Annotated in this window: 25 protein-coding genes; 13 read left to right on the top strand and 12 right to left on the bottom strand. The window is 49.7% G+C overall.

Translation table 11 applies throughout. The annotated features are described in order from the left end of the window. The first annotated feature begins 73 nt into the window (after window positions 1–73). The gene (locus tag V3O24_RS11600) at window positions 74–1,189 is read left to right on the top strand and encodes an ISAs1 family transposase (RefSeq protein ID WP_331307344.1); all 1,116 of its coding nucleotides are present in this window, start codon (window positions 74–76) and stop codon (window positions 1,187–1,189) included. 159 nt (window positions 1,190–1,348) lie between these two features. Here the strand turns inward: V3O24_RS11600 and V3O24_RS11605 are convergent, their stop codons facing one another. The 3 genes from V3O24_RS11605 to flgA form a co-directional block, all read right to left on the bottom strand. Continuing rightward, window positions 1,349–1,843: a flagellar protein FlgN gene (locus V3O24_RS11605; protein ID WP_104423753.1), complete on the bottom strand. Its 495-nt coding sequence runs from the start codon at window positions 1,841–1,843 to the stop codon at window positions 1,349–1,351. 2 nt (window positions 1,844–1,845) lie between these two features. After that, window positions 1,846–2,151, bottom strand: coding sequence for a flagellar biosynthesis anti-sigma factor FlgM (flgM, locus tag V3O24_RS11610; protein WP_104423712.1), 306 nt, complete (start codon window positions 2,149–2,151; stop codon window positions 1,846–1,848). Between the two features lie 91 nt (window positions 2,152–2,242). Further along, window positions 2,243–2,938: a flagellar basal body P-ring formation chaperone FlgA gene (gene flgA, locus V3O24_RS11615; RefSeq protein ID WP_104423711.1), complete on the bottom strand. Its 696-nt coding sequence runs from the start codon at window positions 2,936–2,938 to the stop codon at window positions 2,243–2,245. Window positions 2,939–3,233: 295 nt separating this feature from the next. On the opposite strand from flgA, the gene flgB reads away from it, so the two are divergent. The 11 genes from flgB to flgL all read left to right on the top strand — a co-directional run bounded on the left by flgB (window position 3,234) and on the right by flgL (window position 15,230). Further along, window positions 3,234–3,626, top strand: a complete 393-nt coding sequence (gene flgB / locus V3O24_RS11620) for a flagellar basal body rod protein FlgB (protein WP_104423710.1) — start codon at window positions 3,234–3,236, stop codon at window positions 3,624–3,626. A gap of 2 nt (window positions 3,627–3,628) precedes the next feature. Next, window positions 3,629–4,042: a flagellar basal body rod protein FlgC gene (gene flgC / locus V3O24_RS11625; RefSeq protein WP_104423709.1), complete on the top strand. Its 414-nt coding sequence runs from the start codon at window positions 3,629–3,631 to the stop codon at window positions 4,040–4,042. A 10-nt stretch (window positions 4,043–4,052) separates the two neighbouring features. Further along, window positions 4,053–4,733: a flagellar hook assembly protein FlgD gene (locus tag V3O24_RS11630; RefSeq protein ID WP_331307345.1), complete on the top strand. Its 681-nt coding sequence runs from the start codon at window positions 4,053–4,055 to the stop codon at window positions 4,731–4,733. A 15-nt stretch (window positions 4,734–4,748) separates the two neighbouring features. Beyond that, window positions 4,749–6,551 (top strand): flagellar hook protein FlgE, encoded by a 1,803-nt coding sequence (locus V3O24_RS11635; protein WP_104423707.1) that lies wholly within the window; start codon window positions 4,749–4,751, stop codon window positions 6,549–6,551. Window positions 6,552–6,633: 82 nt separating this feature from the next. Continuing rightward, complete coding sequence (gene flgF, locus V3O24_RS11640) at window positions 6,634–7,383, top strand: flagellar basal-body rod protein FlgF (RefSeq protein ID WP_104423706.1); 750 nt, start codon at window positions 6,634–6,636, stop codon at window positions 7,381–7,383. A gap of 149 nt (window positions 7,384–7,532) precedes the next feature. Continuing rightward, window positions 7,533–8,321 carry a flagellar basal-body rod protein FlgG gene (gene flgG / locus V3O24_RS11645; protein WP_104423705.1) on the top strand — a complete coding sequence of 263 codons (789 nt, stop codon included), beginning with the start codon at window positions 7,533–7,535 and terminating at the stop codon, window positions 8,319–8,321. Between the two features lie 16 nt (window positions 8,322–8,337). Then, window positions 8,338–9,024 (top strand): flagellar basal body L-ring protein FlgH, encoded by a 687-nt coding sequence (flgH, locus tag V3O24_RS11650; RefSeq protein WP_258076615.1) that lies wholly within the window; start codon window positions 8,338–8,340, stop codon window positions 9,022–9,024. Between the two features lie 15 nt (window positions 9,025–9,039). Beyond that, complete coding sequence (locus V3O24_RS11655; RefSeq protein ID WP_181049871.1) at window positions 9,040–10,140, top strand: flagellar basal body P-ring protein FlgI; 1,101 nt, start codon at window positions 9,040–9,042, stop codon at window positions 10,138–10,140. 56 nt (window positions 10,141–10,196) lie between these two features. Then, window positions 10,197–11,252 carry a flagellar assembly peptidoglycan hydrolase FlgJ gene (gene flgJ, locus V3O24_RS11660; RefSeq protein ID WP_104423750.1) on the top strand — a complete coding sequence of 352 codons (1,056 nt, stop codon included), beginning with the start codon at window positions 10,197–10,199 and terminating at the stop codon, window positions 11,250–11,252. A gap of 43 nt (window positions 11,253–11,295) precedes the next feature. Further along, window positions 11,296–13,788, top strand: a complete 2,493-nt coding sequence (flgK, locus tag V3O24_RS11665; RefSeq protein WP_331307346.1) for a flagellar hook-associated protein FlgK — start codon at window positions 11,296–11,298, stop codon at window positions 13,786–13,788. A gap of 11 nt (window positions 13,789–13,799) precedes the next feature. After that, window positions 13,800–15,230, top strand: coding sequence for a flagellar hook-associated protein FlgL (gene flgL / locus V3O24_RS11670; RefSeq protein WP_331307347.1), 1,431 nt, complete (start codon window positions 13,800–13,802; stop codon window positions 15,228–15,230). Between the two features lie 149 nt (window positions 15,231–15,379). On the opposite strand, the gene V3O24_RS11675 is transcribed toward flgL, so the two are convergent. From V3O24_RS11675 to V3O24_RS11690, 4 genes are all read right to left on the bottom strand, one after another. Beyond that, the gene (locus tag V3O24_RS11675; RefSeq protein ID WP_104423703.1) at window positions 15,380–15,622 is read right to left on the bottom strand and encodes a hypothetical protein; all 243 of its coding nucleotides are present in this window, start codon (window positions 15,620–15,622) and stop codon (window positions 15,380–15,382) included. 124 nt (window positions 15,623–15,746) lie between these two features. Continuing rightward, on the bottom strand, window positions 15,747–16,475 hold the full coding sequence (locus V3O24_RS11680; RefSeq protein WP_331307348.1) for an ABC transporter ATP-binding protein: 729 nt from the start codon (window positions 16,473–16,475) through the stop codon (window positions 15,747–15,749). After that, the gene (locus V3O24_RS11685; RefSeq protein WP_104423701.1) at window positions 16,472–17,218 is read right to left on the bottom strand and encodes an ABC transporter permease; all 747 of its coding nucleotides are present in this window, start codon (window positions 17,216–17,218) and stop codon (window positions 16,472–16,474) included. Before V3O24_RS11685 ends, V3O24_RS11680 begins: the two co-directional genes overlap by 4 nt. 62 nt (window positions 17,219–17,280) lie before the next feature. Further along, window positions 17,281–18,240 carry an ABC transporter substrate-binding protein gene (locus V3O24_RS11690; RefSeq protein WP_331307349.1) on the bottom strand — a complete coding sequence of 320 codons (960 nt, stop codon included), beginning with the start codon at window positions 18,238–18,240 and terminating at the stop codon, window positions 17,281–17,283. 309 nt (window positions 18,241–18,549) lie between these two features. Here V3O24_RS11690 and V3O24_RS11695 point away from each other — a divergent pair, with 309 nt between their 5' ends. Then, a complete protein-coding gene (locus V3O24_RS11695) occupies window positions 18,550–19,032 on the top strand; it encodes a C40 family peptidase (protein ID WP_331307350.1) in 483 nt (160 codons plus the stop codon). A 168-nt stretch (window positions 19,033–19,200) separates the two neighbouring features. Here V3O24_RS11695 and V3O24_RS11700 read toward each other — a convergent pair whose 3' ends face one another. From V3O24_RS11700 to V3O24_RS11720, 5 genes are read right to left on the bottom strand one after another with little or no spacing between them, the layout of a single operon-like run. Continuing rightward, window positions 19,201–19,398 (bottom strand): formate dehydrogenase subunit delta, encoded by a 198-nt coding sequence (locus tag V3O24_RS11700; RefSeq protein WP_308472013.1) that lies wholly within the window; start codon window positions 19,396–19,398, stop codon window positions 19,201–19,203. A gap of 29 nt (window positions 19,399–19,427) precedes the next feature. Continuing rightward, window positions 19,428–20,279, bottom strand: a complete 852-nt coding sequence (gene fdhD, locus V3O24_RS11705) for a formate dehydrogenase accessory sulfurtransferase FdhD (protein WP_104423697.1) — start codon at window positions 20,277–20,279, stop codon at window positions 19,428–19,430. Then, on the bottom strand, window positions 20,272–23,121 hold the full coding sequence (fdhF, locus tag V3O24_RS11710; RefSeq protein ID WP_104423696.1) for a formate dehydrogenase subunit alpha: 2,850 nt from the start codon (window positions 23,119–23,121) through the stop codon (window positions 20,272–20,274). The genes fdhD and fdhF overlap by 8 nt, the downstream gene beginning before the upstream one ends. A 21-nt stretch (window positions 23,122–23,142) precedes the next feature. Then, window positions 23,143–24,696, bottom strand: a complete 1,554-nt coding sequence (locus V3O24_RS11715; RefSeq protein WP_331307351.1) for an NADH-quinone oxidoreductase subunit NuoF — start codon at window positions 24,694–24,696, stop codon at window positions 23,143–23,145. Further along, the gene (locus tag V3O24_RS11720) at window positions 24,693–25,169 is read right to left on the bottom strand and encodes a formate dehydrogenase subunit gamma (RefSeq protein ID WP_104423748.1); all 477 of its coding nucleotides are present in this window, start codon (window positions 25,167–25,169) and stop codon (window positions 24,693–24,695) included. The genes V3O24_RS11715 and V3O24_RS11720 overlap by 4 nt, the downstream gene beginning before the upstream one ends. Window positions 25,170–25,491: the final 322 nt, after the last annotated feature.

Here is a 25,491-nt window from a genome sequence, read left to right on the forward strand (position 1 = left end):
CAGGGCAATCGCGCTTAAAAGTGCTTGAAAATATAATTTAGATGAGGTAATAATCCTATCATTTTGATTTTCAATGACAGCAAAACCAACACCTTCTATTATCCATCACTTTTCAAGCATTGAAGACCGCAGAGTAAACAGGCAAAAGAAACATCAGCTGCAAGATATTTTCTTCATTAGTATCTGCGCAATGATTTGCGGAGCTGATAACTGGGTTGCTATTGAAGAATTTGGTCTGGCAAAAGAAGAATGGTTCACCGAATTACTGGGTTTAGAAAATGGCATACCTTCGCATGACACCTTCGGCGAAGTTTATGCAGCCATTGATACTGAGCAGTTTAGCCTCTGTTTTTCCCGCTGGGTTGCTGATATAGCCAACATAACCGAAGGGGAAGTGATTGCGATAGATGGCAAGTGCTTAAGGCGCAGTTTGGACAAGGCCTCAAAAAAAGCCGCCATTTACATGGTCAGCGCTTGGGCACAGCAAAACAACTTGGTTTTAGGCCAAGTTAAAGTCGATGATAAATCGAATGAAATCACGGCCATTCCAAAATTACTTTCACGGCTTGATATAGCAGGGGCAGTGATTACTATCGATGCGATGGGTTGCCAAAAGAAAATAGCCAAGCAGATTAAACAGCAAGGCGGTGACTATGTGTTTAGCCTGAAAGGCAATCAAGGCAACTTGCATGACGATGTTAAAACCTTTTTCACTTCGTCTTTAGCGCCGGCAGTTGCCTCTGTTAGCTATGATGGTGAACATGGGCGTATTGAAACACGCACTATTCGTGCGACAGCCGATATAGCTTGGCTACAAGAGCGACATGACTGGAAAGGCTTGCAAAGCATTATCGCCGTCACCTCAAAAAGAGAAATCGGTGACAAGGTGGCTGAGGAAACACGCTATTTCATCAGCAGTCTTGATGTGAACGATCCGAAGCGATTAGAACGCGTGGTGCGGGCGCATTGGTCAATAGAAAACAATCTTCACTGGGTTTTGGATATTGCCTTCGATGAGGACAGCAATCGGACTCGCAAAGGGCATAGTGCTGAAAATCTAGCTGTTATCCGGCATATTGCCTTGAATCTGATCAAGGCTGAAAAAACGTCTAAAGTCGGTATCAAGATCAAACGGTTAAAGGCCGGATGGGACAATGATTATTTACTTCGTATCATCGGAATAATTTAAGCGCGATTGCCCTGTCCGTAGCGCCCCGATAAGTCTAAAGTTCTTGGTTGCCGGACAGAATGTTGCCAGATGGCGGCAGCGGATCGCCGAATTCGATAATAGAAATGGAAAGGGGGTTTTGAAAAGAATTGCCGGTATCAACCGGTACAGATATAGAGTTTATACCGAAATCAGGGTGTGGCTATGCCGGTCGCTTTGGGTCGATCCATCGGAGCCATAAGTGTTTGTAAATTCCGGTTTGCCTTTTAGAATATCCAGGGAGCGTTTGGTGTGGCGGGATAAAAGGTCGATACTGGCGCCGTTTTGTTCATTCAGGTTTCGGCATTCTGTGCAGGTGAGCATGAGCTGGGTCCAATTGCTCATTGATTGAGTGGCTAACAGGCCCGCTGTGACCGCCCTTTTAAAATATTCGTTGATACCTGCCTGATCGTTAGGCAGATTTTCGGTTGCCAAAACTTGAGTGAGTTGCGCGTTGAACTGTTCCATTTGCGCAACCAGCTGTTTTTTATTGGCAGCGATAGTGTTGATCAGTTCCGCCTGCTGTGTTTTTTTTAAGGCATCAGCTTCCTGAATAAGCTCATGATGCAGCTGTTGAGCCAGCTGGAGAGCATTGATGATTAGTTTTTCAGTAATCGGATATGTTTGCTCTATCATGTTCATGTGCTGTTTTCTTGAGACATTAATTTCTCAAATTGAATGAGTTTCTTTGCGGTCTTTTCAGTATTGACCGAATAGCTTCCGTCCGCGAGTGCTTTTTTTACCGCATTAACCCGATCAATATCTACCCGTGGCGTAGCTGAGCCAAGCGTCTTTTTCATTTCCTGCGTTGCGGCTGTCAATGCAATGCTATCGCTTTTCTCTGTGGTTGTAATAGCAACTTTTTTTTCGCCGTCGACTTCCGCTTTTGAGGGCGTTTTGATGGGAGTCGGGCTATTTGCTCTACCGGTTATCTCGATAGCCATGTCAAATTCCTTAAGATATTTTCATTTGCAAAAGTTATCGGCAGTGCGGTCAAAAACTTTAATAGTTTATTTGGCGAGATCATGTGTGAATTTAATATTTAACAGCGACCAATCCAGGTTCGATGACTGTTGCATTAACGATGCGCCCCGAGGACTGATTTTTAACGCTGATAAGTTGGCCTTTAATGCCATCCATCATCGCGACTCCGTTCATCCTGATCGAAAGATCCGCTCTCGTTGTGGTAATAATAACCTTATCTCCTCTTTTGACAAGTTTGGGTTCGACCAAGTGCCTAAAGCTAAGAATGCTTCCGGCATCTAATTGACGCGAAGCCTGTTTATTCTCAACGGGCTCTATTTCCGTGACAAAGTCGTCCCTGAGATTGGATACGTCTCTTTTTTCGATAGCAAGATGTTGTCGGGTGACAATTTCACCTCGACGCACCGTTTGAGATAAAACCACGACCATTTGATAAGACTTGATGACTGCGGACGTGAAAATCGACCATTTTTTTTCTGTATTACAACGCACGCCTACAGTCATTCTGCCGGCCTTAATGATATTGGTCGCTTTGAATGCTTCTAGCGGTTCGGCGCATTGAGGCAAATTTAGCCTGCTGTCCAATGGAATCAGCGTCACCTCATATTCACCCGGCAGGTTGATATTCTGCGCAATATATTCTTTAACCGCTTCACCAATAGATTCGTGCGATTGGGAACCTTGTTCCGCATGAGATGCGGAACAAATAAAGGCCAATACCAAAATGAGCGGGATGTTTTTTGTCATCGTTGAAGTTTGTTTTATGACGTATGTCAAATATTACGCACAATTGGTGCCAAGTTATTTTTCAGGTGTCAGTCAATTTATTGACGTATGCCCCCGGCCTGTTTGTTGCTTTATCTGTTTTACTGTTTATTGGCGGCTATTTTTTGCCGGATGACGGAGAGTATTTTAAGCGTAATCGCCAATAAATGAGCGGAAAATGACTTAATAATTCATATCATGATGATTTATATGTATTTAAAATTTATGGCATGTGCCGTGCTTTTATTTCTGCATACATAATCAGGAGGTAACTATCATGGCTATTAATTTTGACACAGCTCTTGGCATTCATTCTAAGGCCTTGGCTTTTCGAGAAAAACGAGGCGAGATACTGGCCGCTAATTTAGCAAATGCAGATACACCCAACTTCAAGGCGCGAGACTTGGATTTTAAGTCGGTTTTAAATCAAAGCCTGGCTTCGGGGGTACCCATGGAGCGTACTCATCAAGGGCATATTACACCACAGCAGCAAGTATTTGGAGCTAATGTCATGTATAGAAATCCCAATCAGGTGTCATTGGACGGCAACACCGTCGAACCCCATATCGAACAATCTAAATATGCTGAAAATGCGGTGCAGTATCAAGCCAGTTTACAGTTCCTCAGTAACAAATTTACCGGTCTTATGACCGCAGTGAAAGGTCAATAGTCATGTCTTCAAGTATATTTGATATTGCCGGTAGCGGCATGAATGCACAGTCGTTAAGACTTAATCTGGTCGCAAGTAACATATCGAACGCGAACAGTGTCGGTACCGATGCAAATGACGTTTACAAATCCAGGCAGCCGGTGTTTGCCGCTGAATTAAAGAACGTCATCGATAAGCAGAACGCTACCAGCAAGGTGAAGGTATTGGGAGTCGTGGAAAGCCAGGCTTCAGCTGTGATGGAGTTTGCTCCGAATCATCCGTTGGCCAATCAAGACGGCTTCATTTTTAAATCGAATGTTAATACGGTTGAAGAAATGGCCAATATGCTGTCTGCATCGCGCTCTTATCAAAACAATGTAGAAGTCCTGAACACGGCAAAACAGATGATGCTTCAGACTTTAAGAATGGGACAGTAAGGAGATAAAGATGGCTATTCAAGGTACAACAACTGATTACAGCAGCTTAACCGTTACGCCCAAAAAAGATTCCGAGGCGACTAGAAAAGCTTCATTGGGGCAAGAGCAGTTTTTAAAATTAATGACTGCACAGATGACGCATCAAGACCCATCAAGTCCGATGCAAAACGGTGAATTTATTACGCAAATGGCGCAGTTTGGGACGGTATCCGGCATCCAGGATTTGCAAAAATCGTTTGCCGATTTTGCCAGCTCGATCAACTCCAGTCAGGCATTGCAAGCAACGAGTTTAGTGGGGCGCTATGTATCCGTTCCCGGAACGAAAGCGGTGTTGCCGGCCGGCGGCGAGATAAAGGGCGCTATTAATTTATCGGACAGCTCATCCAGTGTTAAGGTCAAAGTCACCAATGCCAACACCGGGGAAATTGTACAAAATATAGACCTTGGCCAGCATAGCGCCGGAAAAGTACCTTTTGTCTGGGATGGTGTGAATTCAAATGGCGCCATGGCCAATCCCGGCGTGTATAAAATTGAGGCGACAGCCTATATCGATGGAAAAAATACGGTATTGGAAACAGATCTGAATGCGCAGGTTGACAGTGTCACTATGGGCAACGGTTCCACTGGCATGAAAGTCAACCTGACCGGATTGGACAGTGTGGATTTTAATAAGATTAAACAAATTCTTTAGGATTGGGGGTGTAACATGGGTTTTGCAACAGCATTAAGCGGATTAAAAGCCGCATCGACAAGTTTACAGGTAACCGGAAATAACATTGCCAATTCTCAAACCACCGGTTTTAAAGAATCGCGGGCGGAATTTGCCGATGTGTATGCTTCCAGTCTCGGCGGAGTCAGCAAGACTCAACCAGGAGCCGGCGTAAAAGTCACAGAAGTGGCGCAACAGTTCAATCAGGGTAATATCGAGTCCACCCAAAACAGCCTTGATCTTGCGATCAGCGGCAACGGTTTTTTTGTGTTGGCCGATGACGTGAATCTTCCCGATCCTGCCAATCCATCAGGGCCGGTCGATCCTTCGGTACCCAGCGCATATACCCGTAACGGTGCTTTTCAGTTAAACAGCGCGGGTAATGTAGTGAATGACAAGGGCCAGTATTTATTGACGTTTGCGCCCAACGGTACGACTGAAGCCGAGGGTTTCAGCGTCGGTGTTTTCAGGCCGCTAACGATCGATACCGCTCAGGGTTTGCCCAGCGCCACCGAAAATATCAATATGAAGTTGAATATCAACGGAGCTGCAAGCCAACCGTCAACGACGGTGTTCGACCCTAGAAATCCTTTGTCCTATAACAACACAACATCGATTACTACTTACGATACTCAGGGTAATGCGCATATCGCATCGACCTATTATGTCAAAACACCGGTCGCTAACGTATGGGATGCTTATTTGTTTCTCGATGGCTTCGGCATTACCACGGGCGGACAGGCTGTGCCGCCGGCAACGGCGCCGGACTCGACCGTATCGTCAACGGTTGACCAGCCTGGATTACCCATACCGATGACTTTCACCGCATCGGGCTTGCTTGATGAAGTCGGCCCTCGAGCGGCCTCGGTTAAGGCTGCGGCGATTGTGACGACGGGGGCCACGGCGGTTACCGATACTACGACGGCGTCTGCTGCGGCTGCGTTGATGGATTCAACGGCCATTCCGGTTGGAGCATATACCGCGCCGCTTGCCGCCACCGCTCTAGCCAAGGCCGTAGCGGCATCTACGACGGCGGCTAATTTTGCCGCCGCCGCGGCCGCCATTAACAGTACGCCTGCCGCCGCAGCGCTTGCCGCCACGGCTAAAAGTACCGCCGCCACTGCGGCGGCATCTGCAGCGGCTTATGCTACGGCTGCGGCGACCGTTACTGATCAAGCTACTGCCGACGCTGCCGCCATTCTTGCCAATACTGCGCAGACTGATGCAGCTACTGCGAAGGCTGCGGCCGATGCTTATAAGCTTGCTGTTGATGCGGCCTCTGCCGGCGCTTCGCAAGCGACCAAGGTGGATTTTGGCAACATTGATCTATCGCTTATCGATCCTAATATAAGTGTTGAGGATATGGCGTTCGATGTGGATTTTTTCGGCACCACCCAATTCGCGACGCCTTTTAGTGTCAATGGACTGGATCAGGACGGCTTGCCTGCCGGTAATTTGACAGGTATTGATGTTAACGATACCGGTGTGGTGTTTGCAAGATACAGTAACGGCGGCTCCAAGGCTTTGGGCCAAGTCGCTCTGGCTCGGTTCCAAAGCAATCAGTCGCTGGCCAAATTAGGGGATACCTCCTGGGCTACGACTTCAAGCTCGGGAGCGCCTATTTATGGCGCGGCCGGCGATAATAATTTCGGCGGGATTCAATCGTCAGCCCTGGAAGGCTCCAATGTGGATTTATCCGAGCAGTTGGTTAAGCTGATTATCGCGCAGCAGGCTTATCAGGCTAATTCTCAAACGATCACCACCGAAAAAAGCTTGATACAAACTATTTTGAATGCATAGTTTTTAGCTTGATATAGTTGGAACGATGTTTGCTTTTTATTCTGTTATAAGATTCTGGTTTTAAGGTAAAAGGGGAGCTGTTATGGACCGTAGTTTATATATTGCAATGAGTGGCGCCAAGCAGTCGTTACAGGCGCAAAACTCAAACGCCAATAATTTGGCGAATATGCAGACAACCGGCTTCAAGTCTGATTTGGAATGGTTCCAGAGCAGGCCCATGAACGGTGCGGGCTACCCTACCCGGGTTTTTGCGATGATAGAAAAACCCGGAACCGATTATTCCCCTGGCGCGATGCAGACGACGGGCCGCGATCTGGATGTGGCCATCAATGGTAAGGGATGGATTGCCGCTCAGGGGGGAGATTATGACAGTAAAGAAGCTTATACGCGTGCAGGCGATCTGCGTATTACGCCGGAAGGCTTGTTGAAAACCGGCGCCGGTTTGAAAGTGCTGGGACAGAATGGACAAATCACCATTCCGCCCGCCGAAAAGGTGACTATCGGAACTGACGGCACTATCAGTATTATTCCAATGGGTTCCGGTAATGCGACAACGCTGGTGCAGATTGACCGGATTAAACTGGTCAATCCTGAGATCGGCGAGCTGGAAAAACAAGGTGACGGTTTATTTCATACTAAAACCGGCGAACCGTTGCCGGTCGATGCCAGTGTCAGTTTGAATACCGGAACGTTGGAAGGCAGTAACGTTAATGCCTTTGTCGCGATGACGGAAATGCTGGAGTTGTCGAAAAACTTCGAGCTGCAAACCAAGGTGATGAAGACTGTCGATGACAACTCTGCAATGAGCGCCAAGTTGATGCAAATGGGATAGGTATCGCGGATCGGGATTTATGTGCGGAAAGCCGGGTTTAGCCCGGCTTTTTTTTAAGCTGAGTTCGGGCTTTGTGTGGATATGGAAAGATGGCACGAACCATGCTTTCAATTTAACTGAGACAATAAATTGGCACACAGGAGATTATCATGACAGAACGCTCATTATGGGTAGCTAAGACCGGTCTGGATGCCCAACAGACGAGAATGGCGGTTATATCCAATAACTTAGCGAACGTTAATACTATCGGTTTTAAGAAAGACCGGGCCATGTTTGACGATCTTATGTATCAGAATATTCGCCAAGTCGGTGGGGATACCACGCAGAATATACAAGCGCCAACGGGGACGCAGCTGGGAACCGGGGTTAAAACGGTTTCAACCGAAAAAGTTCATACTCAGGGCAATGTCCAGCAAACGGATAATGCGCTGGATGTGGCAATTAATGGCCGGGGCTTCCTGCCGATTTTAATGCCTAACGGTGAGACGAATTATACCCGTGACGGCTCGTTAAAATTAGATTCAACAGGGCAGCTGGTTACCTCCGGCGGATTAACGCTGAATCCGGCGATCACTGTGCCGGCCGACGCGATGAGCGTAACGATCGGGACCGACGGAACCGTATCCGCTTTGTTGCCGGGTACGACCGCGCCGAGCAATTTGGGACAAATTCAGCTCGCTAACTTCATCAATCCTACCGGGTTGCAAGCGGTTGGCGACAACCTTTACCGGGAGTCTGCCGCCAGCGGTGCGCCGATACTAGGAACGCCGGGGCAAGGCGAATATGGAACTTTGAATCAAGGGTCATTGGAAACGTCCAATGTCAATGTTGTTGAAGAGTTGGTTAACATGATCGAAGCTCAACGGGCTTATGAAATGAACTCCAAAGCGATTTCAACAGCCGATCAGATGTTGTCCTTTGTGACACAGCAATTATAACTAGAGGGTGATGGCCATGATGACTAAAAAACCTAACTTTACCTTAAGCATCGTTGCCGTCACGCTGTCGCTGCTAAGTGCTTGTGTAACTCCGCCGCAAAGAGATCCGGCATTTGCTCCGGTTGCGCCGGCCGATTTACGGCCGCCGGTACAAAGCAGCGGATCGATCTATCAGGCCGGATACGATATGCGTTTGTTTGAAGACCATACGGCAAAAAGGGTTGGGGATGTGCTAACCATTACGCTGTTGGAGAGAACCCAAGCGCAAAAGACTGACGACTTTGATGCTAAAAAGAACACTGCGATGTCAGCCGAAGTTCCCTCGATGTTCGGTATTGCGGCATCCGCTTTGACCGGGCAAAGCGTTAGAACCACCTTAGCGTCCAAAAAAGAATTTACAGGGACGGGCTCAGCCGATCAAAGCAATAGTTTAACCGGCGACATTTCCGTTACCGTCGTCAGCGTGTTGCCAAACGGCAATTTAAGCGTTCGGGGCGAGAAAAGAGTCACCCTGAATCAGGGGGATGAGTTTGTCAGGTTGTCCGGCATTGTCAGGCCGGTCGATATAAACGCAGCCAATATTATCACCTCGGACAAAGTGGCCGATGTAACCATTATGTATGTCGGCGAAGGCGCTATAGCGGACGCCAGCAAAATGGGCTGGTTGGCAAGGATTCTTCAAAGCCCATGGTTCCCATTCTAAGCTAAGGATTTTGACATGAACGCATTACATAAATATTTTACTCCGCTCATACTGGGCATTGTCTTTAGCGGGCCGGTTCATGCCGAACGCATCAAGGATATTGCCACTATCGAAGGCGTGCGGAGTAACCAGCTGGTAGGCTACGGTTTGGTCGTCGGGCTGGATAAATCCGGGGATAAAACCCCATTTACCGGGCAAAGCCTACGCAGTATGCTGGCGCGCCTGGGGATGACCTTGCCTCCCGGTATCGACCCTAAAGCAAAAAACATTGCGGCGGTTTCCATTCAGGCGGATCTGCCCGCATTCGCCAAGCCGGGTCAAACAATTGACGTTACCGTCTCTTCACTGGGCGACGCAAAAAGCCTGCGCGGCGGCACCTTGTTAATGAGTCCTTTGAAAGGGGCTGATGGACAGGTTTACGCTATCGCACAGGGCAGTCTGGTTGTGAGCGGCCTCAGTGCTTCAGGTAATGACGGCTCAAGCGTTACCGTCAATAATCCCAATGTGGGCCGCATCCCTAACGGTGCAATTGTCGAGCGCGTGGTTAACTCGTCTTTTTCTGACGGCGATGCCTTGATTTTTAATTTGCATAGTCCCGATTTTACTACCGCCAATCGCATGGCGGAGTCTATTAACAGGGTGTTGGGCGTTAATACGGCAAAGGCGCTTGATGCGACTTCTGTCAGGGTTAATGCGCCGGTGGATCCCACCCAAAAAGTGTCATTTGCTTCAGTGGTCGAAAACATGATGGTTACGCCGGATGATGCAGCGGCGCGCGTGATCGTGAACTCTCGTACCGGGACTGTCGTCGTTAACGGTAAAGTCAGGGTGCAGCCAGCGGCGGTGTCTCACGGCAGTCTGACCGTGACGATTACTGAAGATCTCCAGGTCAGTCAGCCTAACGCGTTTTCCAATGGCCAAACAAGGGTTACGCCTAAATCCGACGTAAAGGTTGAAGAAGAAAAGAACCACATGTTTGTGTTTAATCCCGGTGTCTCCCTGGATGAAATTGTTCAGGCAGTCAACAATGTAGGCGCCGCGCCCAGTGATTTAGTGGCTATTCTTGAAGCCCTGAAATCGGCAGGCTCCTTGCATGCGGAATTAATTGTTATTTAAAGCTGTTGTCGACCGTGGCGGATTGCTATCGCGATCCGCCTTACGCGGAGGTTGTTATGTTAAGTGGACCACAAAATGCCGATGTTTATACCGACTTTAGCGGTTTGGCCAAATTAAAAACCCAAGCCAAGGAAGCATCGCCGGAAGCATTGAAAGAAGTTGCCAAGCAATTTGAATCAATTTTTCTAAACAACGTGCTTAAAAGTATGCGTGAGGCAAAATTGGCCGACGGCATTATGGATAACGATCAAAGCAAGTTTTACGGCGAAATGTATGATCAACAATTGGCTTTGCATTTGTCAGGTTCTCCCGGCGTTGGTCTGGCTGACTTAATTGTCAAGCAACTGAGTCCCGATAGAGTTAAAAATGAAAAACAGGATATTGAAGATTATCTGAATAAATTCGGCGGTGTCTCACGAGGCGGTTCCGCACAGGCTCATGCCGCTAACCGGCAAGTGAGTGGCAAAGCCGACAGTTCTGCGGCCGGTTCCACAGACGATCAGGCTAAGATCAGCCCTTATACTCAGGATAGAAGTCCGTTTGATGAGATCACCGACATTCCGTTAGATAGCGATTCCGCGATGAACGGACTAAAGTCGGGGCGCACCGGGCCGATACAGTCGGCGGAAGAGTTTGTCAGCCGTTTGCATCCCTATGCCGAACGGGCCGCCAGGGAATTGGGCGTGGAACCCAAAGTTTTGTTGGCGCAAGCGGCCCTGGAAACCGGGTGGGGACGTTCGGTAATAAGAAACAGCAACGGCAGCAACAGCTATAACTTGTTTAATATCAAAGCCGATAAATCCTGGCAGGGTAAGCAGGCGCAAGTGGCGACACTGGAATTTGATCAGGGTATCGCTAAAAAAGTGAATGCCGGATTCAGATCCTACGATTCATACGAAGAAAGTTTCAGGGATTATGTGAGTTTTATAAAAAATAATCCACGCTATGGCGAGGCATTAAAAAAAGTCGGCAATGCGGAACAATATATGCATGAATTACAACGGGCGGGTTATGCAACCGACCCGAAATATGCCAACAAGGTAATAAGTATTTATCAGGGCGTTACGATGGCCGATTTTGAGCCCGATGTCATCATGGCGATGAATCAATGAGCAGATTAAGCGTGGCATCTAACTCCCGGAACAGGACGCTATCATGAGTGGATTATTATCAACATCATTGACAGGCTTAAGAGCCGCCCAGCGCTCATTGGAAGCTGTACAGCATAATATTTCCAATGTAAATACAGAAGGCTACAGCCGTCAGCGCGTGGAGCTTGGCGCCAGGCCCGCGCAATTTACCGGCGACGGATATATCGGCCAGGGCGTAAACATCAATAATGTCACGCGCAGTTACGACCAGTTCATTAATAAGCAACTGAGCTCCAGTCTTTCAGCGTTCGGCGAAGTGGATCGTTACCATCAGCTTGCTACCCGCGTTGATAATATAATGGCTGACGCCGGTACGGGCATAGCGCCCGTCATGAAACGTTTTTTTAATGCCGTCAATGAATTGGCGAATGATCCTTCATCGATTCCTTCCCGGCAGGTGCTGTTGGCTGAAACGGACGCTTTAACACAAAGCTTCAATACCATGAGCGGTAGATTTGAAGACATACGCGCGCTGAATAATAACGATATAGCCGTCATGGTTGACGAGATTAATTCTTTAGCTACGTCAATAGCCGATCTCAATGTGCAAATCGTCAATGACTTAGGCAAAACACAAGGCTTTAGACAGCCCAATGACTTATTGGACAAGCGGGATGCTTTGATTTCTTCATTATCTGAAATAGTCAACGTTTCTGTCGTTCAACAGAATGACGGTATGACCAGTGTTTTTATCGGTAATGGACAGGCCTTGGTTCTTAATGGCGGGGCGGCCGCGTTTACTACGCTTCAGTCGGAATTCGATCCGGGCCGTCTGGAAATCGGGATTAAGACGGTTAACGGCATCATGGAAATGACCGATCAGATAAGCGGCGGTTCGCTGGGCGGGTCGTTAAGATTCCGGGATGAGGTATTGGATCCGGCGCAGCAGAAACTGGGCCGGGTTGCCGTCGGTCTGGCGATGGATTTTAACGCCGTCCATAAAAGCGGCTTCGATTTGAGCGGCGCGGCAGGCCTGGACTTATTTAATTTTTCCGGCGTTGAAGTTCCTGTTATTCAAAGTTCGTCCAATAGCGGTAGTGCAGCGGTTACGGTTAATTTTCAGGATACCAATCCATTGGCGTCAGGAAGCCTGGATTTCAGCGATTTTAATTTGAAGTATGTCAATTCAGGCGGCGGGGTTGATTATACCCTGACCAGGATTCGGGATAATAAGGTGATTAACCTTACGGCTACCGATACTGTGCCGCCTACCGGCGTTTACAGCTTGTCGTTTGCGGCCACTCAGCCGTCAAATTTTGATCCAACCGATTTTACGCTGTCGACCAGCATCTCGCCCGGCGCTTTTACGCAGGCAGTGTCAAGCGGTACGGCGGCGGTAGCGCAAGAGGAACAGATCGGCGCATTTACAACTGCGGTGTCCAACGGCGCGGATACCTTTACCATGAACATCGACGGGATCCCCTTCTACACCGAGCCCGGCTCGGTCGGCGGCACCGTAACCGGCGCCGAACTGGACACCGCGCTGAATGCTTTTCTGGCCCAACCCGCCAATGCCGGAGCCTACACCAAAGTAAGCGGCTCTTTCAGCGGCGGCGACTTGGTGTTACGCAAGTTCTCCGGTACGGCGATTTCCGTTAACATCACCAGTAACTTCGCCACCACCCCCGGCGCTTTCGCGGCCAATACCGTCAATGTTGCGGGGTCGGTTGCCGTCGCCGCGACCGGCGGTCCCTTTACCCTGGAGGTCGACGGCCTGCAAATTTATACCGAAGCGGCATCGATCGGCGGCACGGTTACAAAGAACGAGCTTGATGCCGCACTGAATACATTCCTGACTACCGGAAGAGGGGCCGGCGTATATGTCAAAACCGGATCGTTTGCGACTAACGACCTCGTGCTCAGCAAGGCCGGTTCGGCATCCACTCTTACCATCAGCAGCAACTTCAGCGGCGTAGGCAGCACCCCCGGCGCGTTTTCAGGATCGACTACCGGCGTGACAGCCGTTCCGGCGGGCATTGATATAACGGTTGATTTGAGTGGGGGTAAAACCATTTCAGTCGGGGATCAATTTGTAACCCGGCCAACCTACAGTGCGGCCCAGAAGATTGGGGTTAATATCGATGACCCGAAAAAAATCGCGGCAGCCACCAATGTAGAAGTTGATCCGGTGACCAAATTGCCGGTGTTCCCCGCATCCATTATCAAAGGGGCGATGCCCAACGATAATAGGAATGCAATACTGCTGGCGGGTCTTGAGAATAGATTGGGCATGTTAGGCGGGAGCGCCTCGTTTAGCGATGCTTACGGTCAAATTGTTTCCGGTGTCGGAACCTTGACACGGACAGCCGAAGTCGGTGCTTCGGCGCAGGAAACCTTATTAAATCAGGCAAAGGACTCCAGAGAGAGTCTTGTCGGTGTAAACTTGGATGAAGAGGCCGCTAACCTGATAAAGTTTCAACAAGCTTATCAGGCATCCGCACAATCGATTTCAATGGCTAAGTCCTTATTCGATACTTTGATCGGCGCAGTTAGATAGGAGCGATAACAATGAGAATTTCAACAGCTTGGGCGCAACAGCTTAATGTTAACGCGATGGCCGGCCAGCAAGCTAAATTGGCTAAGGTGCAGCAGCAATTAAGCACCGGACTTAAAGTATCGACACCTGCCGATGACCCGGCCGCCGCGGTAAAGGTTTTGGATTTGCAGGCGACGATTGCCCAAACCACCCAGTATCAAAGCAATATCTCGACTGCCCGCGGGCGATTGAATATTGAGGAATCCGCGCTGGCAAGTTCAGCTAACATATTGTCACGCGCCAAAGAACTGACGCTTCAAGGTAAGAACGATAGTTTAAACAGCAACGACAGATTGGCGTTGAAGTTTGAAATAGATCAGTTGATTCAGGAAATGGCCGGCGTGGCAAATACCAAAAACGCCAATGGCGAATTTATTTTTTCAGGCGATTTTTCGACGGTACCCGCTTTTGCGCTACACCCTACGACAGGTGAATATGTGTACCAAGGCGGCCCGCAGCAGCGTGTTCTGCAAATTAGTCCTACCCGGCAGGTAGCCGACGGCGATTTAGGCTTCAATGTATTCGAAAATATAAACTCTACCAGTCCGGGGGCTGACGAGAACGGCAAGCGCAGTATTTTTAACACCTTAAAGTCGCTGTCTGATGGCTTGGCGGGGACTTTTAAGGCCACTCCGGCCCAAATCAGCGGCGACAGGTTTTTGCGCTATGGCTTGGATTATTCTGATCCTCTTTTGCCGCCGACTAAATTTGAGTTGGTGGGCAATATAGAGATGCTGCCTGCTACGGCGCCGCCGTCAGTCATCCCGCTTCCGGCCGCACAAATAGATCTGAGCGGTAAAGCCTTTGCTAATACCGAGGATGTGGTCACCGAGATCAATGCGCAGCTTTCAGGGGCGGCCGGTTTACTGCCTGCCGCTTTTGTCGCCCCTAACACGAATTTGCCTGTCGGTTCGCATTATAGCGATGTTATGCAGGCCCGGAGCAACGGCAATAGAATTGAATTTGGCGCGGTAACTGCCTATGTTACAGAAGCCACGGGCGTTAACACCAGCATCAAGATTAATAACACGTCAGGAACTTTTTTAACCGATGCCGGTTTTGTTGACGGGCAGAGTAATACGGGGGTTGACGTACCCGGTGCGGCAACGTCAACGAGCCAGATTTTTCAAGACCAGCTTGACGGTGTGTTAAACGATCTTGACGCGGCGCTGAATAGCTTTTTGGAAGCAAGAACCAGTGTCGGGGCAAGGTTGAATGCTTTGGATAATCAAGAGGCGCAAAATGAAAAGTTTGTATTAGACACGAAGACCACACTTTCCGAGACTCAGGATCTTGATTACGCCGATGCAATCAGCAGGTTTCAATTGCAATCTACCGCGTTGCAGGTCGCTCAGCAGACTTATGCCCAGGTAAGCGGGTTATCGCTGTTCAAATATCTCTAACGCAGGGCTTGATCAAACGTCAGGATCAAGGGTTTGGACGCCATAGCGGGGATTGATAGGACATCAGTCCCCTTTTTTTGTCCGAAAAAGAGGGGAAGGCCGGTAAAAGGTGAATCCGGTTTAGACGCACCTTTTATTAAAAAGCGAGGTTACGGATAAATTACTTTGGGCGTGAAGCTGGCGGCCGGATATTTAGGGTCGAACTCGGTTGCCTTTTCTGCGGGTTTTTGGTCTGAACATTTAGGTGAAGATTTGATCGCATCTTTGTCGATATAGACGACTTTAGGTTGAAAATTTGCAGCGGGATATTGGGCATCGCTCTCAGCCGATGCGGTCAATGAGGCCAATGCAATAACGGTAGTCGTCAATCCTAAGATAATTACTTTTTTCATATGATATTAACCCTGGGTAGTTTGTACGGTAAGCCCTGTAAGAATCCCCTCTAACATGGCTTGACGGTCAAGAGTATCGGATATTTTGAACGATGCCGCAACTGTTTTTCGATCCGGGAAACGGTCACAAAAGTTGTTTTATTTCAGGATGATGTTGTAGCAACTGCTGCCTGAATGCTTCAATAGCAAGCTCATTGTTCCGCTCGTTTCGGGGGATAGGCACGATGATTTCACTGATGGCTCGCATCGGCGTTGCCGATAAAAATACCAGCCGGTCAGCCAACGCAATGGCCTCGCGCAGATCATGGGTGACAAATAAAACCGTGTGCGGGCGTTGTTGCCACAGTTTCAGCAGCAGTTCCCTGACGTGCCTTGCGGTCGGCGCATCCAGCGACACAAACGGCTCATCCATCAGCAACACGTCGGGATCGACAGCGAACGCGCGGATGATTGCGACCCTGCGGCTCATGCCCAATGACAATCGTTCGGGATAAACCTGTTGCGCTTGGGTCAGTTGCATGGCCTCAAGCAAGGCGTCGATGACCTCGGGAGGCTGCGGTCGATCCAGCGCCAGCTCAATATTTTCCCTGACCGTCCGCCAGGGCAGCAGGCGGGGATTCTGGAAAACGTAGCCGATCTTGGGGTGCGTGTGTCGCCGTCCGACCAGAATTTCGCCATCGTAATCATTATCCAGACCGGCAATAATATTCAGCAGCGTGGTTTTGCCGCAGCCGGACGGGCCGACCAGGCAAATAAATTCATTCGAGTTCAGCGACAGCTCAAGGTTGGCGATGCTTGGCTTCGTCGCTGTCGGATAGGTTTTGTTGTTGATATTGATTTGGATGTCGGTCATCTGCGCCACCGCAGCGCTTTTTTGTCCAGCGGTTTTAAAACCAGCAGCTCTATCAGCTGAATCACGGCAACAAAAGCGATCGTATAAGCCAGAATACTTGCGACATCAAACAGTTGAAAGAACAGATGCAACTGGTAGCCCATGCCGTTGCTGCGGCCTAATAACTCGACCACCAGAATAATTTTCCAGATCAAGGCCAGACCCGAGCGGGTTGCGCCCATCACAAATGGATGCAGTTGCGGCCAGATCACATGAACCAGCGTTTTGCGCTTGCCGAAACGGTAACAGCGCGCCATATCCAGCAAATCCTGATCCAGCGCGCGCGTGCCTTCCCGGATCGTGACAATCACATTGGGCAGCTTGTTGATCACCACGGCGAGGATCGCCGCCGATTCAACCAGGCCGAACCAGACATAGCACAGGATAATGGTGACCAGCGCCGGAACATTTAGGAAAATCACCAGCCAGTTGTCAAAGAACGCATCGAGCTTTTTATTGCGTCCCAGCACGATGCCGATCGCGCAACCCAGCAGCATCGCAATGGTAAAACTGACCACCAGCCGGAGCAAGGTCACGCCCAAATGAAAAGGGAGTTGCCCCGATACGCAGCCTTGCCAGAAAACGTTGGCGACGGTTTCGGGAGACGGCAAGGTGTTGCTGTTTAAATAAGCGGCAAAACCTTGCCACATTGCCAAGAAAGCCAGTAATGACAAGGCGGGTAAAAAAATCTTAAGATTGATCAAGTTGCAATTATTGGGCAGTTAGAAAAATAGCATACAGATGCCAAAGGCGGCAGTTGAATAGTTTATTCAGCCGACCAGAATGTTCCGGGTTGCAGGGTATCGGAATGGCCTGTTAACTGTTTATTGCTTAAGGTGTGGAGCATCGTATAAATGCGCCCCGCCGCTTGTTGTTGTTCTTGTCCCCAGTGCTCAATGTTGCCCTCACAATAACGCTGACGAAGTTTGGTTTGGGTGGGTAAGTCATCCGTCTTGGTTAACGGGATTATTTTTTGCCAGGCGGCATCGGAGGTGCACAGCTGGTTTTTAGCTTGCTTGCCGGCCTTGAAGAAACTGTTAATCGCTTGTTTGCGGCTCATTGCCCAACTTTCTTTGAAAACATAGCCGAGGCTGGGAACATTCTCTTGAATGCCTAAACCTTTTAAGATGTCTCTGCCGTCAATTATCTGGCGATAGCCTTGAGCCTCAAGCTTGGCCGCAAAATGCCAGTAGGTGAGGGCGGCATCGACGCGGTTTTGCTTGATTTGCTCGCTGATCAGCGGCGGCGCACCGAAGACTTTTTCCACCGAGGCATTCAGGTCCAGCTGTTTTTGTTTGGCCAAGGCTTGTAGCAACAGCCAGTTTTTGTCCAGCTCGCCTCCGGCAATCCCCAATCGTTTGCCGTTGAGATCTTTTATGGAATGGATAGGGCTGTTTTCGGCTACAACCAAGGCGCCCGAGGTATCCGAATAGGGATAAAAAGTAAAATCGGAGCCGGTGGCGCGCAGGCTGGAAACCCAAATCCAGTCAGACACAATCATATCGACAGCGCCGGATTGCAGCGCGATTTTGCCGGCTTCAGCATTGGCGACGCGCTGTATTTCCAGTTGAAAATCAGTTTGGGGATTATCCTGTATAGCCGCAACCTCCCAATCGACCGTGCCGGAAGCCTGAACGCCAAGACGGATGACTGTTTTTTCCGCCGCATAACTGCCGGATGAGGCAAGCAGGCATAGACTGATAAAGAACAAGGCATTAAATTTCATGAAAGCTGTCTCTATGGCTAAAGTGAAAGATGACTATTCTATCGTATGCAGCGCTTGGTGCGGGGATGTTTGTGCTGTTATGAGTCTTGGCGATTCAACAAAAAGATGATGTCGGTCTCGGCCGCGTAGCCATTTGGCGGGTAATGGTCTATCTTTAGTAGCAGTAGATTTCATGTCAGCCGGTATTGACTGCAAAAAAATGCGGCAGATACGAAGGATACGAATTTTTCCTTTGTTGTCAAAACTCCAAAAGGAGAATTGCTGTTTTTATATGGAGTTTTTACTCAGTCTCGAACGGGTTATGAATTTGTGAACGCATCCGCCACTACCAACTATCACTGTTTTTTTACCCGAGGTGTTTTACTGATCGCGGCGGTTTTATTTTCCGGCTGCGCCGGCACTCCAGAAACCAAACCTACTGCGGATTATTCACCGATGGTCAGTTATGCGCTGAGCTTGCAGGGTACGCCTTACCATTACGGTAAGAGTTCACCTTCGGAGGGTTTCGATTGTAGCGGATTTGTTAAGCATGTCTACGAGCATCAGGGCATATCGTTGCCGCGCACGGTTCAGGGAATGGCCCAGTCGCTGAATCAGGTTCCGAAAGAGGATCTTCATTCCGGCGATCTGGTCTTCTTTAATACCGACGGCAAGCCGTTTTCCCATGTCGGCATTTATGTCAATAACGATAATTTTATTCATGCACCCAGTCAGCGCACTGGAAAAGTGCTGGTATCCAGCCTTAAAAACCGTTATTGGGAAGAGCGGTTTATTTGCGCACGCCGTCCATAGCTGTCGGGGATATGGGGCTGTAATAGGCCGGCAACGACGCGGCTACCTATAAGCCCTAAACTGTTTTCTCGTTTGTTTGGATCATGCCCCTATTCATTTTGAACTTCAAAATAAACCGTTTTTTAGAAATTTGTAATTTCCGATGACTTTTCAAACAGCGGCTTAGAATTACTTTGTTCCTGTTTGCAGGTGATTCGCCGCGTCGCGCGCCAATGCGCTTAATTCTGAGCCATCGGCTTGTGCATATTCCAGCAAAGCCTTCCGCATGCGGGGTTCCCAGTTCCGTAAGATGTGATTCTTAACGCCTTCAACCGCAACTTGATGATCGGGTTCGGCGGCAAAGAAATTGCTAATGTCATTAGCCATTCTAATAAGTCTTTCGATGTGCATAGTTTTTAATGTGTTAAACGTTGTGGATGGGTATAAATAACATGTTTGTCGTGGCGGGCAAAACCAACCAACGTCACTCCGGCTTGTTCGGCAAGACGAATCGCTAATCCGGTCGGCGCGGAAATGGCCACTAATAAGCCTATGCCCAGAAAGGCGGTTTTTTGTACCATTTCATAACTGGCGCGGCTGGTTACGATAATGAAACCGGCGTTGACATCCCGACCGGTGCGGCATAACAAGCCCAGCAGTTTGTCCAGTGCGTTATGGCGGCCTACATCTTCGCGTAAATCGACAATACCGCGTTCCGGTTCAACCCAAGCGGCGGCATGAATCGCGCCGGTTAATTGATTTAAGGATTGTTTATGCTGCAAATCGCCTAAAGCGGCAGTTAATTGTGCGGCGCTGACGCTAACGGTGCTGTGTACAGGTGCAGGCTGGCGAATCGCCTGTTTCAAGGTGCTTGCGCCGCATAAACCGCAACCGGTGCGTCCGGTCAAGTTGCGCCCTTTATCGGATAAACACTGAAACCGCTCCGGCGGAATTTTGATGCTGACCTCAATACCGTTGGCGCGCTGATAAACCCGCGCCGATAAAAATTCTTTAGGATTTTGGATAATGCCCTCGGTCATGCTAAACCCTAAGGCAAAATCTTCCAAATTGGTCGGGGTGGCTAGCATCACCACATGAGAAATGCCGTTATAAACCAGCACAACCGGCACTTCTTCCGCGACATAATCCTGTTCCTGACTATGTTGGCTTCCCTGCCAACGCTGCACCAGCCTTTGCTGATAATTTGCCCAACCTAATTCCGCTACGAAGTCCAAACCTAAGTCTGGACTCGCTTCAGCATTAGGCATGCTGTTGTCCTGATTCCAGCAATTCCAATTGTTGCTCGGTGAAATCGCGATAGCTTTTTTGCCATTCCGACGGTTGATGCACTTTAGTAATTTGCACCGCTGTGACTTTATATTCGGGGCAGTTAGTCGCCCAGTCCGAATTGTCAGTGGTAATTACGTTGGCGCCGGATTCCGGGAAATGGAACGTCGTATAAACTACGCCGGGTTGCACGCGGTCAGTTACCGAAGCACGCAATACCGTTTCACCGGCACGGCTTTTGATGCCGACCCAATCGCCGGTCACAATGCCGCGATCTTCGGCATCATGTGAATGAATTTCCAGACGATCTTCAGAATGCCAAGCCACGTTGTCAGTGCGGCGGGTTTGTGCGCCGACGTTGTATTGCGACAAAATCCGTCCGGTGGTCAAAATCAGCGGGAACATCGGCGTGACTTTCTCGATAGTCGGCACATATTCGGTCAACATGAACAAGCCTTTGCCGTTATCGCGCAAGAAATGATCGGTGTGCATAACCGGCGTGCCTTCCGGCGCTTCCTCATTGCAAGGCCATTGGATACTGCCCAGCTCGTCAATTTTTTCGTAACTGACGCCATTGAAACTCGGGGTTAAACGCGCAATTTCATCCATGATTTCCGACGGATGGCTGTAATTCATCGGATAGCCCAATGCATTGGACAACAATTGCGTCACTTCCCAATCCGCATAACCCGCTAAAGGCCGCATCACTTGCCTTACCGGAGAAATACGCCGTTCCGCATTGGTAAACGTACCGGTTTTTTCCAGGAAACTTGCTCCGGGTAAAAACACATGGGCAAATTTTGCGGTTTCATTCAGGAAAATATCCTGAACGATCACGCATTCCATCGCCCGCAGTGCGGCATGAACATGCTTGATGTCCGGGTCGGATTGGGCAATGTCCTCGCCTTCACAATACAGCCCCATAAAGCTGCCGTCCAGCGCGGCTTCGAACATATTGGGAATGCGCAAGCCCGGATTGGTGCTTAACTCCGTTTGCCAGGCTTCGGAAAATAAGGCATGGGTTGCAGGGTCGGAAACATGGCGATAGCCTGGGAGTTCATGCGGGAACGAGCCCATATCGCACGAGCCTTGGACGTTATTTTGTCCGCGCAATGGATTGACGCCCACTCCTTCGCGTCCCAAGTTTCCGGTCGCCATCGCTAAGTTGGCGATACCGATAACGGTGGTTGAGCCTTGGCTGTGCTCGGTGACGCCCAAACCATAGTGGAATGCGCTATTATCAGCGGTGGCGTATAAACGCGCGGCGGCCCTGATTTCTGCGGCCGGCACACCGGTAATCGATTCGGTTGCCTCGGGCGCATGACGCGCATCGGCGATAAAAGTCCGCCATTTATTGAATGCGGCAACGTCGCAACGTGCGTTGACAAATGCTTCATCCACTAAGTTTTCAGTGACGATGACATGCGCCAATGCATTGACCAACGCAACGTTGGTGCCGGGGCGCAATTTCAAATGGTAGTCGGCTTTGACGTGCGGGGTTTTGACTAAATCAATCTCGCGCGGATCAATGACAATCAGTTTTGCGCCTTGACGCAGGCGTTTTTTCATCATCGAACCAAATACTGGATGGCCGTCCGTTGGATTGACTCCCATGACCACAATCACATCCGCTTTCATGATCGAGTCGAAATCCTGTGTTCCTGACGATTCGCCAAAGGTTTGTTTCAGCCCGTAACCCGTTGGCGAATGGCAAACCCGGGCGCAAGTGTCCACGTTGTTGTTGCCGAAACCGGCGCGGATCAATTTTTGCACTAAATAAGTTTCCTCGTTAGTGCAGCGCGACGAGGTCAGCCCGCCGATAGAGTCTTTGCCGTACTTGGCTTGAATGCGTTTTAATTCGGACGCTGCGTAAGCAATGGCTTCTTCCCAGCTGACTTCTTTCCAGGCATCGTTAATGCTGGCGCGGATCATCGGCTTGGTGATGCGGTCTTTGTGCGTGGCATAACCGAACGCAAAGCGCCCTTTCACGCAGGAGTGGCCGTGATTGGCCTTGCCGTCTTTAGCGGGCACCATGCGGATGACCTGCTCGCCTTTCATTTCGGCCCTGAATGAACAGCCGACGCCGCAATAGGCGCAGGTTGTCACGATCGCATGTTCAGGTTGGCCGTTGTCGATCACGGTTTTTTCCATCAGCGTCGCGGTCGGGCAGGCTTGGACGCACGCGCCGCAGGAGACGCATTCCGAATCCATAAAGGCTTCATTTTGTCCCGGCGAAACCTTGGAATCGAAGCCGCGGCCGTCGATGGTTAACGCAAACGTGCCTTGGGTTTCTTCGCAAGCCCTGACGCAGCGCGAGCAAACGATACATTTGCTGGGATCGAAGCTGAAGTAGGGGTTGCTTTGATCTTTTACGGCGTTCAGGTGTGTTTCAACCGGGTTGTAACGCACTTCGCGCAGGCCAACGGCGCCCGCCATGTCTTGCAGTTCGCAATCGCCATTGGCTGAGCAGGTCAAGCAGTCCAGCGGGTGATCGGAGATATACAGTTCCATGATGCCGCGACGCACATCGGCCAGTTTTTTATTCTGGGTGACAACTTTCAAGCCTTCCGAAACCGGCGTCGTGCATGAAGCAGGCATGCCGCGGCCGCCTTCTATTTGTACCACGCAAAGCCGGCACGAACCGAACGGCTCTATGCTGTCGGTTGCGCATAATTTGGGGATTTCAATGCCGATGCTTGCCGCCGCACGCATAACCGACGTCCCTACCGGCGCCGTTACCTGAAAACCATCAATTTCCAGCGTAACCATGTTGTCGCTGGCGCGGGCCGGTGTACCAAAATCTTTTTCTTTATTGATCGACATTGTAATATCCTCTAATCATTATCAGGCGGCTGTAGCTTTGGCATTTATCCCGAAATCTTCGGGGAAATGATTTAAAGCGCTCAGTACGGGGTAGGGCGTCATACCGCCTAATGCACAGAGGGAGCCGTTGAGTAAGGTGTCGCAAAGATCACGTAACAAAGGGATGTTTTTGTCGAGGTTGCGACCGTTAATAATGTCGTCCATGACTTCTACGCCACGGGTGGAGCCGATGCGGCAAGGCGTGCATTTGCCGCAGGATTCGATTTTGCAAAATTCCATGCTGTAGCGAGCCATTTCAGCCATATTGACCGTGTCATCGAAAACGACAATGCCGCCATGTCCCAGTACCGTCCAGTTCGCGGCAAAGGCTTCGTAATCCAACGGCGTGTCGAATTGCGCTTCGGGCAGATAAGCGCCGAGCGGGCCGCCTACCTGGACGGCTTTAATCGGCCTGCCGGAAGCCGAGCCGCCGCCGAAATCATAAAGTAATTCGCGCAAGGTCAAGCCAAAGCCCAGTTCGACCAGGCCAGGGCGCTTGATGTTGCCTGCCAATTGTATCGGCAAGGTGCCGCGCGAACGTCCCATGCCGAAATCGCGGTAATAATCGCCGCCTTTGTCCAGGATAATCGGTACTGAAGCCAGCGATATAACGTTGTTGACGATGGTCGGTTGGCCGAACAGGCCGCTGATGGCGGGCAAGGGCGGTTTAAAACGTACCAGACCGCGTTTGCCTTCAAGGCTTTCCATTAATGAGGTTTCTTCGCCACAGACATAAGCGCCTGCTCCTTGCCGTACTTCCAGGTTAAAGGTCTTGCCGCTGCCTTGGATGTTTTCGCCCAGGTAACCTTCCTTGTAAGCCGTTGCAATCGCGGCATTGAGTATCTCGAAAGCGTGAGGATATTCTATGCGCAGATAAATGTAGCCTTGGGTAGCGTCGACTGCTAAACCCGCAATCGTCATGCCTTCGATTAACACGAAAGGATCGCCTTCCATGACCATGCGGTCGGAAAATGTGCCGGAGTCGCCTTCATCGGCATTGCAGATAATGTATTTTTGCAGCGATGCCGTGTTCAGCACCGTATTCCATTTAATACCGGTTGGAAATGCAGCGCCGCCGCGGCCGCGTAAACCTGAATCGGTTACCGCTTTGACGATGTCCGCCTGAGTCATGGTTAATGCATTTTTTAAACCGCGATAACCGTCATTTGCAACATAGTCAGTCAAGCTGATGGGATCGGTTTTACCGATGCGGGCAAAGGTCAAGCGTTGCTGTTTCTTGAAGTAATCCAGCTCTTCGGTCAGGCCTAAATTTAGCGCGTGCGCGCCGCCTTGTGTGAAGCTTGCGTCGAACAAGCCGGGGACGTCTCCGAGCTGAACAGGGCCGTAGGCCACGCGGCCTTTATCGGTCGCCACTTCAACCAGCGGCTCCAGCCAATACATGCCTCTTGAGCCGTTGCGGATCAGTTTAATATCGATGCCGCGTTTTGCGGCTTCTTCAGCGATGGCGATAGCAACGCGGTCTGCGCCCATTGATGCGGCGCTGGAATCGCACGGAACGTAAATAGTGATGCTCATGCCGATGCCTCTATATTGTTGATGGCAGCATCAAAGCTGTCAGCTGTCACACGGCCGTATATGTCCTTGCCGATTTGCATGGCCGGTGAACAGGCGCAATTACCTAGACAGTACACAGGCTCCAGGGAGAATTTACCGTCTGCGGTCGTTTCATGAAAATCAATGCCCAGTTTGCTTTTAGCATGCTCCTCCAGTTGTCTTCCGCCCATCGCTTGACAGGATTCCGCGCGGCAAAGATAAATGGTTTGTTTGCCCGGCGGCGTGTCTCTGAAATAGTGGTAGAAGCTGATGACGCCGTGTACTTCGGCGCGGGAAAGGTTAAGCGCTGCTGCGATGTCCGGGACGCTTTCTGCCGGGACATAGCCCAAAGCATTTTGTACGCCATGTAGAATAGGTAAAAGTGCGCCGGGCTTGTCTTTGAGTGTGGCGATTATTTCTTGCACGATTGATTGCATGGTGCCTGATTCTGTCATGATCATCTCAATATGGCGGTCCATCCTGGTTAAAACAACGGCTATCCCTGACTGTTGCGTATTTAAGTGTGCCGGGTAGCATAGCACAAGATATTTTGAGTGTAAAAATGCTATAAATCGGATAAATAATGTAAGTGTTTTAAAGAGTATTGGTTATGTCTCTATTTATAATAGATATTTTTTAAATGTAGCGATTTAAAATGATTTGTCTATTATCAAGCAACAGACTGTTCATGCATATGCTTATATTGACAAGATAGCGCGTTCAAAATTGGGCTACCTTTCTGTTTCATAAAACAGTTTTTAGCCTATTATTAGCCCC

It is taken from the genome of Methylobacter sp. Wu8 (assembly GCF_036440755.1).
In the GTDB taxonomy this organism is placed as follows: Bacteria; Pseudomonadota; Gammaproteobacteria; order Methylococcales; family Methylomonadaceae; genus Methylobacter_A; species Methylobacter_A tundripaludum_A.

Coding starts and splice junctions, on each gene's coding strand:
- flgL (WP_331307347.1), top strand. CDS start 13,800: ATGAGAATTTCAACAGCTTGGGCGCAACAGCTTAATGTTAACGCGATG.
- V3O24_RS11715 (WP_331307351.1), bottom strand. CDS start 24,696: ATGAGCATCACTATTTACGTTCCGTGCGATTCCAGCGCCGCATCAATG.
- fdhD (WP_104423697.1), bottom strand. CDS start 20,279: ATGCCTAATGCTGAAGCGAGTCCAGACTTAGGTTTGGACTTCGTAGCG.
- flgH (WP_258076615.1), top strand. CDS start 8,338: ATGATGACTAAAAAACCTAACTTTACCTTAAGCATCGTTGCCGTCACG.
- flgB (WP_104423710.1), top strand. CDS start 3,234: ATGGCTATTAATTTTGACACAGCTCTTGGCATTCATTCTAAGGCCTTG.
- V3O24_RS11700 (WP_308472013.1), bottom strand. CDS start 19,398: ATGGCTAATGACATTAGCAATTTCTTTGCCGCCGAACCCGATCATCAA.
- V3O24_RS11655 (WP_181049871.1), top strand. CDS start 9,040: ATGAACGCATTACATAAATATTTTACTCCGCTCATACTGGGCATTGTC.
- V3O24_RS11605 (WP_104423753.1), bottom strand. CDS start 1,843: ATGATAGAGCAAACATATCCGATTACTGAAAAACTAATCATCAATGCT.
- flgA (WP_104423711.1), bottom strand. CDS start 2,938: ATGACAAAAAACATCCCGCTCATTTTGGTATTGGCCTTTATTTGTTCC.
- flgG (WP_104423705.1), top strand. CDS start 7,533: ATGACAGAACGCTCATTATGGGTAGCTAAGACCGGTCTGGATGCCCAA.
- V3O24_RS11690 (WP_331307349.1), bottom strand. CDS start 18,240: ATGAAATTTAATGCCTTGTTCTTTATCAGTCTATGCCTGCTTGCCTCA.
- fdhF (WP_104423696.1), bottom strand. CDS start 23,121: ATGTCGATCAATAAAGAAAAAGATTTTGGTACACCGGCCCGCGCCAGC.
- flgF (WP_104423706.1), top strand. CDS start 6,634: ATGGACCGTAGTTTATATATTGCAATGAGTGGCGCCAAGCAGTCGTTA.
- V3O24_RS11635 (WP_104423707.1), top strand. CDS start 4,749: ATGGGTTTTGCAACAGCATTAAGCGGATTAAAAGCCGCATCGACAAGT.
- flgK (WP_331307346.1), top strand. CDS start 11,296: ATGAGTGGATTATTATCAACATCATTGACAGGCTTAAGAGCCGCCCAG.
- V3O24_RS11720 (WP_104423748.1), bottom strand. CDS start 25,169: ATGACAGAATCAGGCACCATGCAATCAATCGTGCAAGAAATAATCGCC.
- V3O24_RS11600 (WP_331307344.1), top strand. CDS start 74: ATGACAGCAAAACCAACACCTTCTATTATCCATCACTTTTCAAGCATT.
- flgJ (WP_104423750.1), top strand. CDS start 10,197: ATGTTAAGTGGACCACAAAATGCCGATGTTTATACCGACTTTAGCGGT.
- V3O24_RS11675 (WP_104423703.1), bottom strand. CDS start 15,622: ATGAAAAAAGTAATTATCTTAGGATTGACGACTACCGTTATTGCATTG.
- flgC (WP_104423709.1), top strand. CDS start 3,629: ATGTCTTCAAGTATATTTGATATTGCCGGTAGCGGCATGAATGCACAG.
- flgM (WP_104423712.1), bottom strand. CDS start 2,151: ATGGCTATCGAGATAACCGGTAGAGCAAATAGCCCGACTCCCATCAAA.
- V3O24_RS11630 (WP_331307345.1), top strand. CDS start 4,053: ATGGCTATTCAAGGTACAACAACTGATTACAGCAGCTTAACCGTTACG.
- V3O24_RS11680 (WP_331307348.1), bottom strand. CDS start 16,475: ATGACCGACATCCAAATCAATATCAACAACAAAACCTATCCGACAGCG.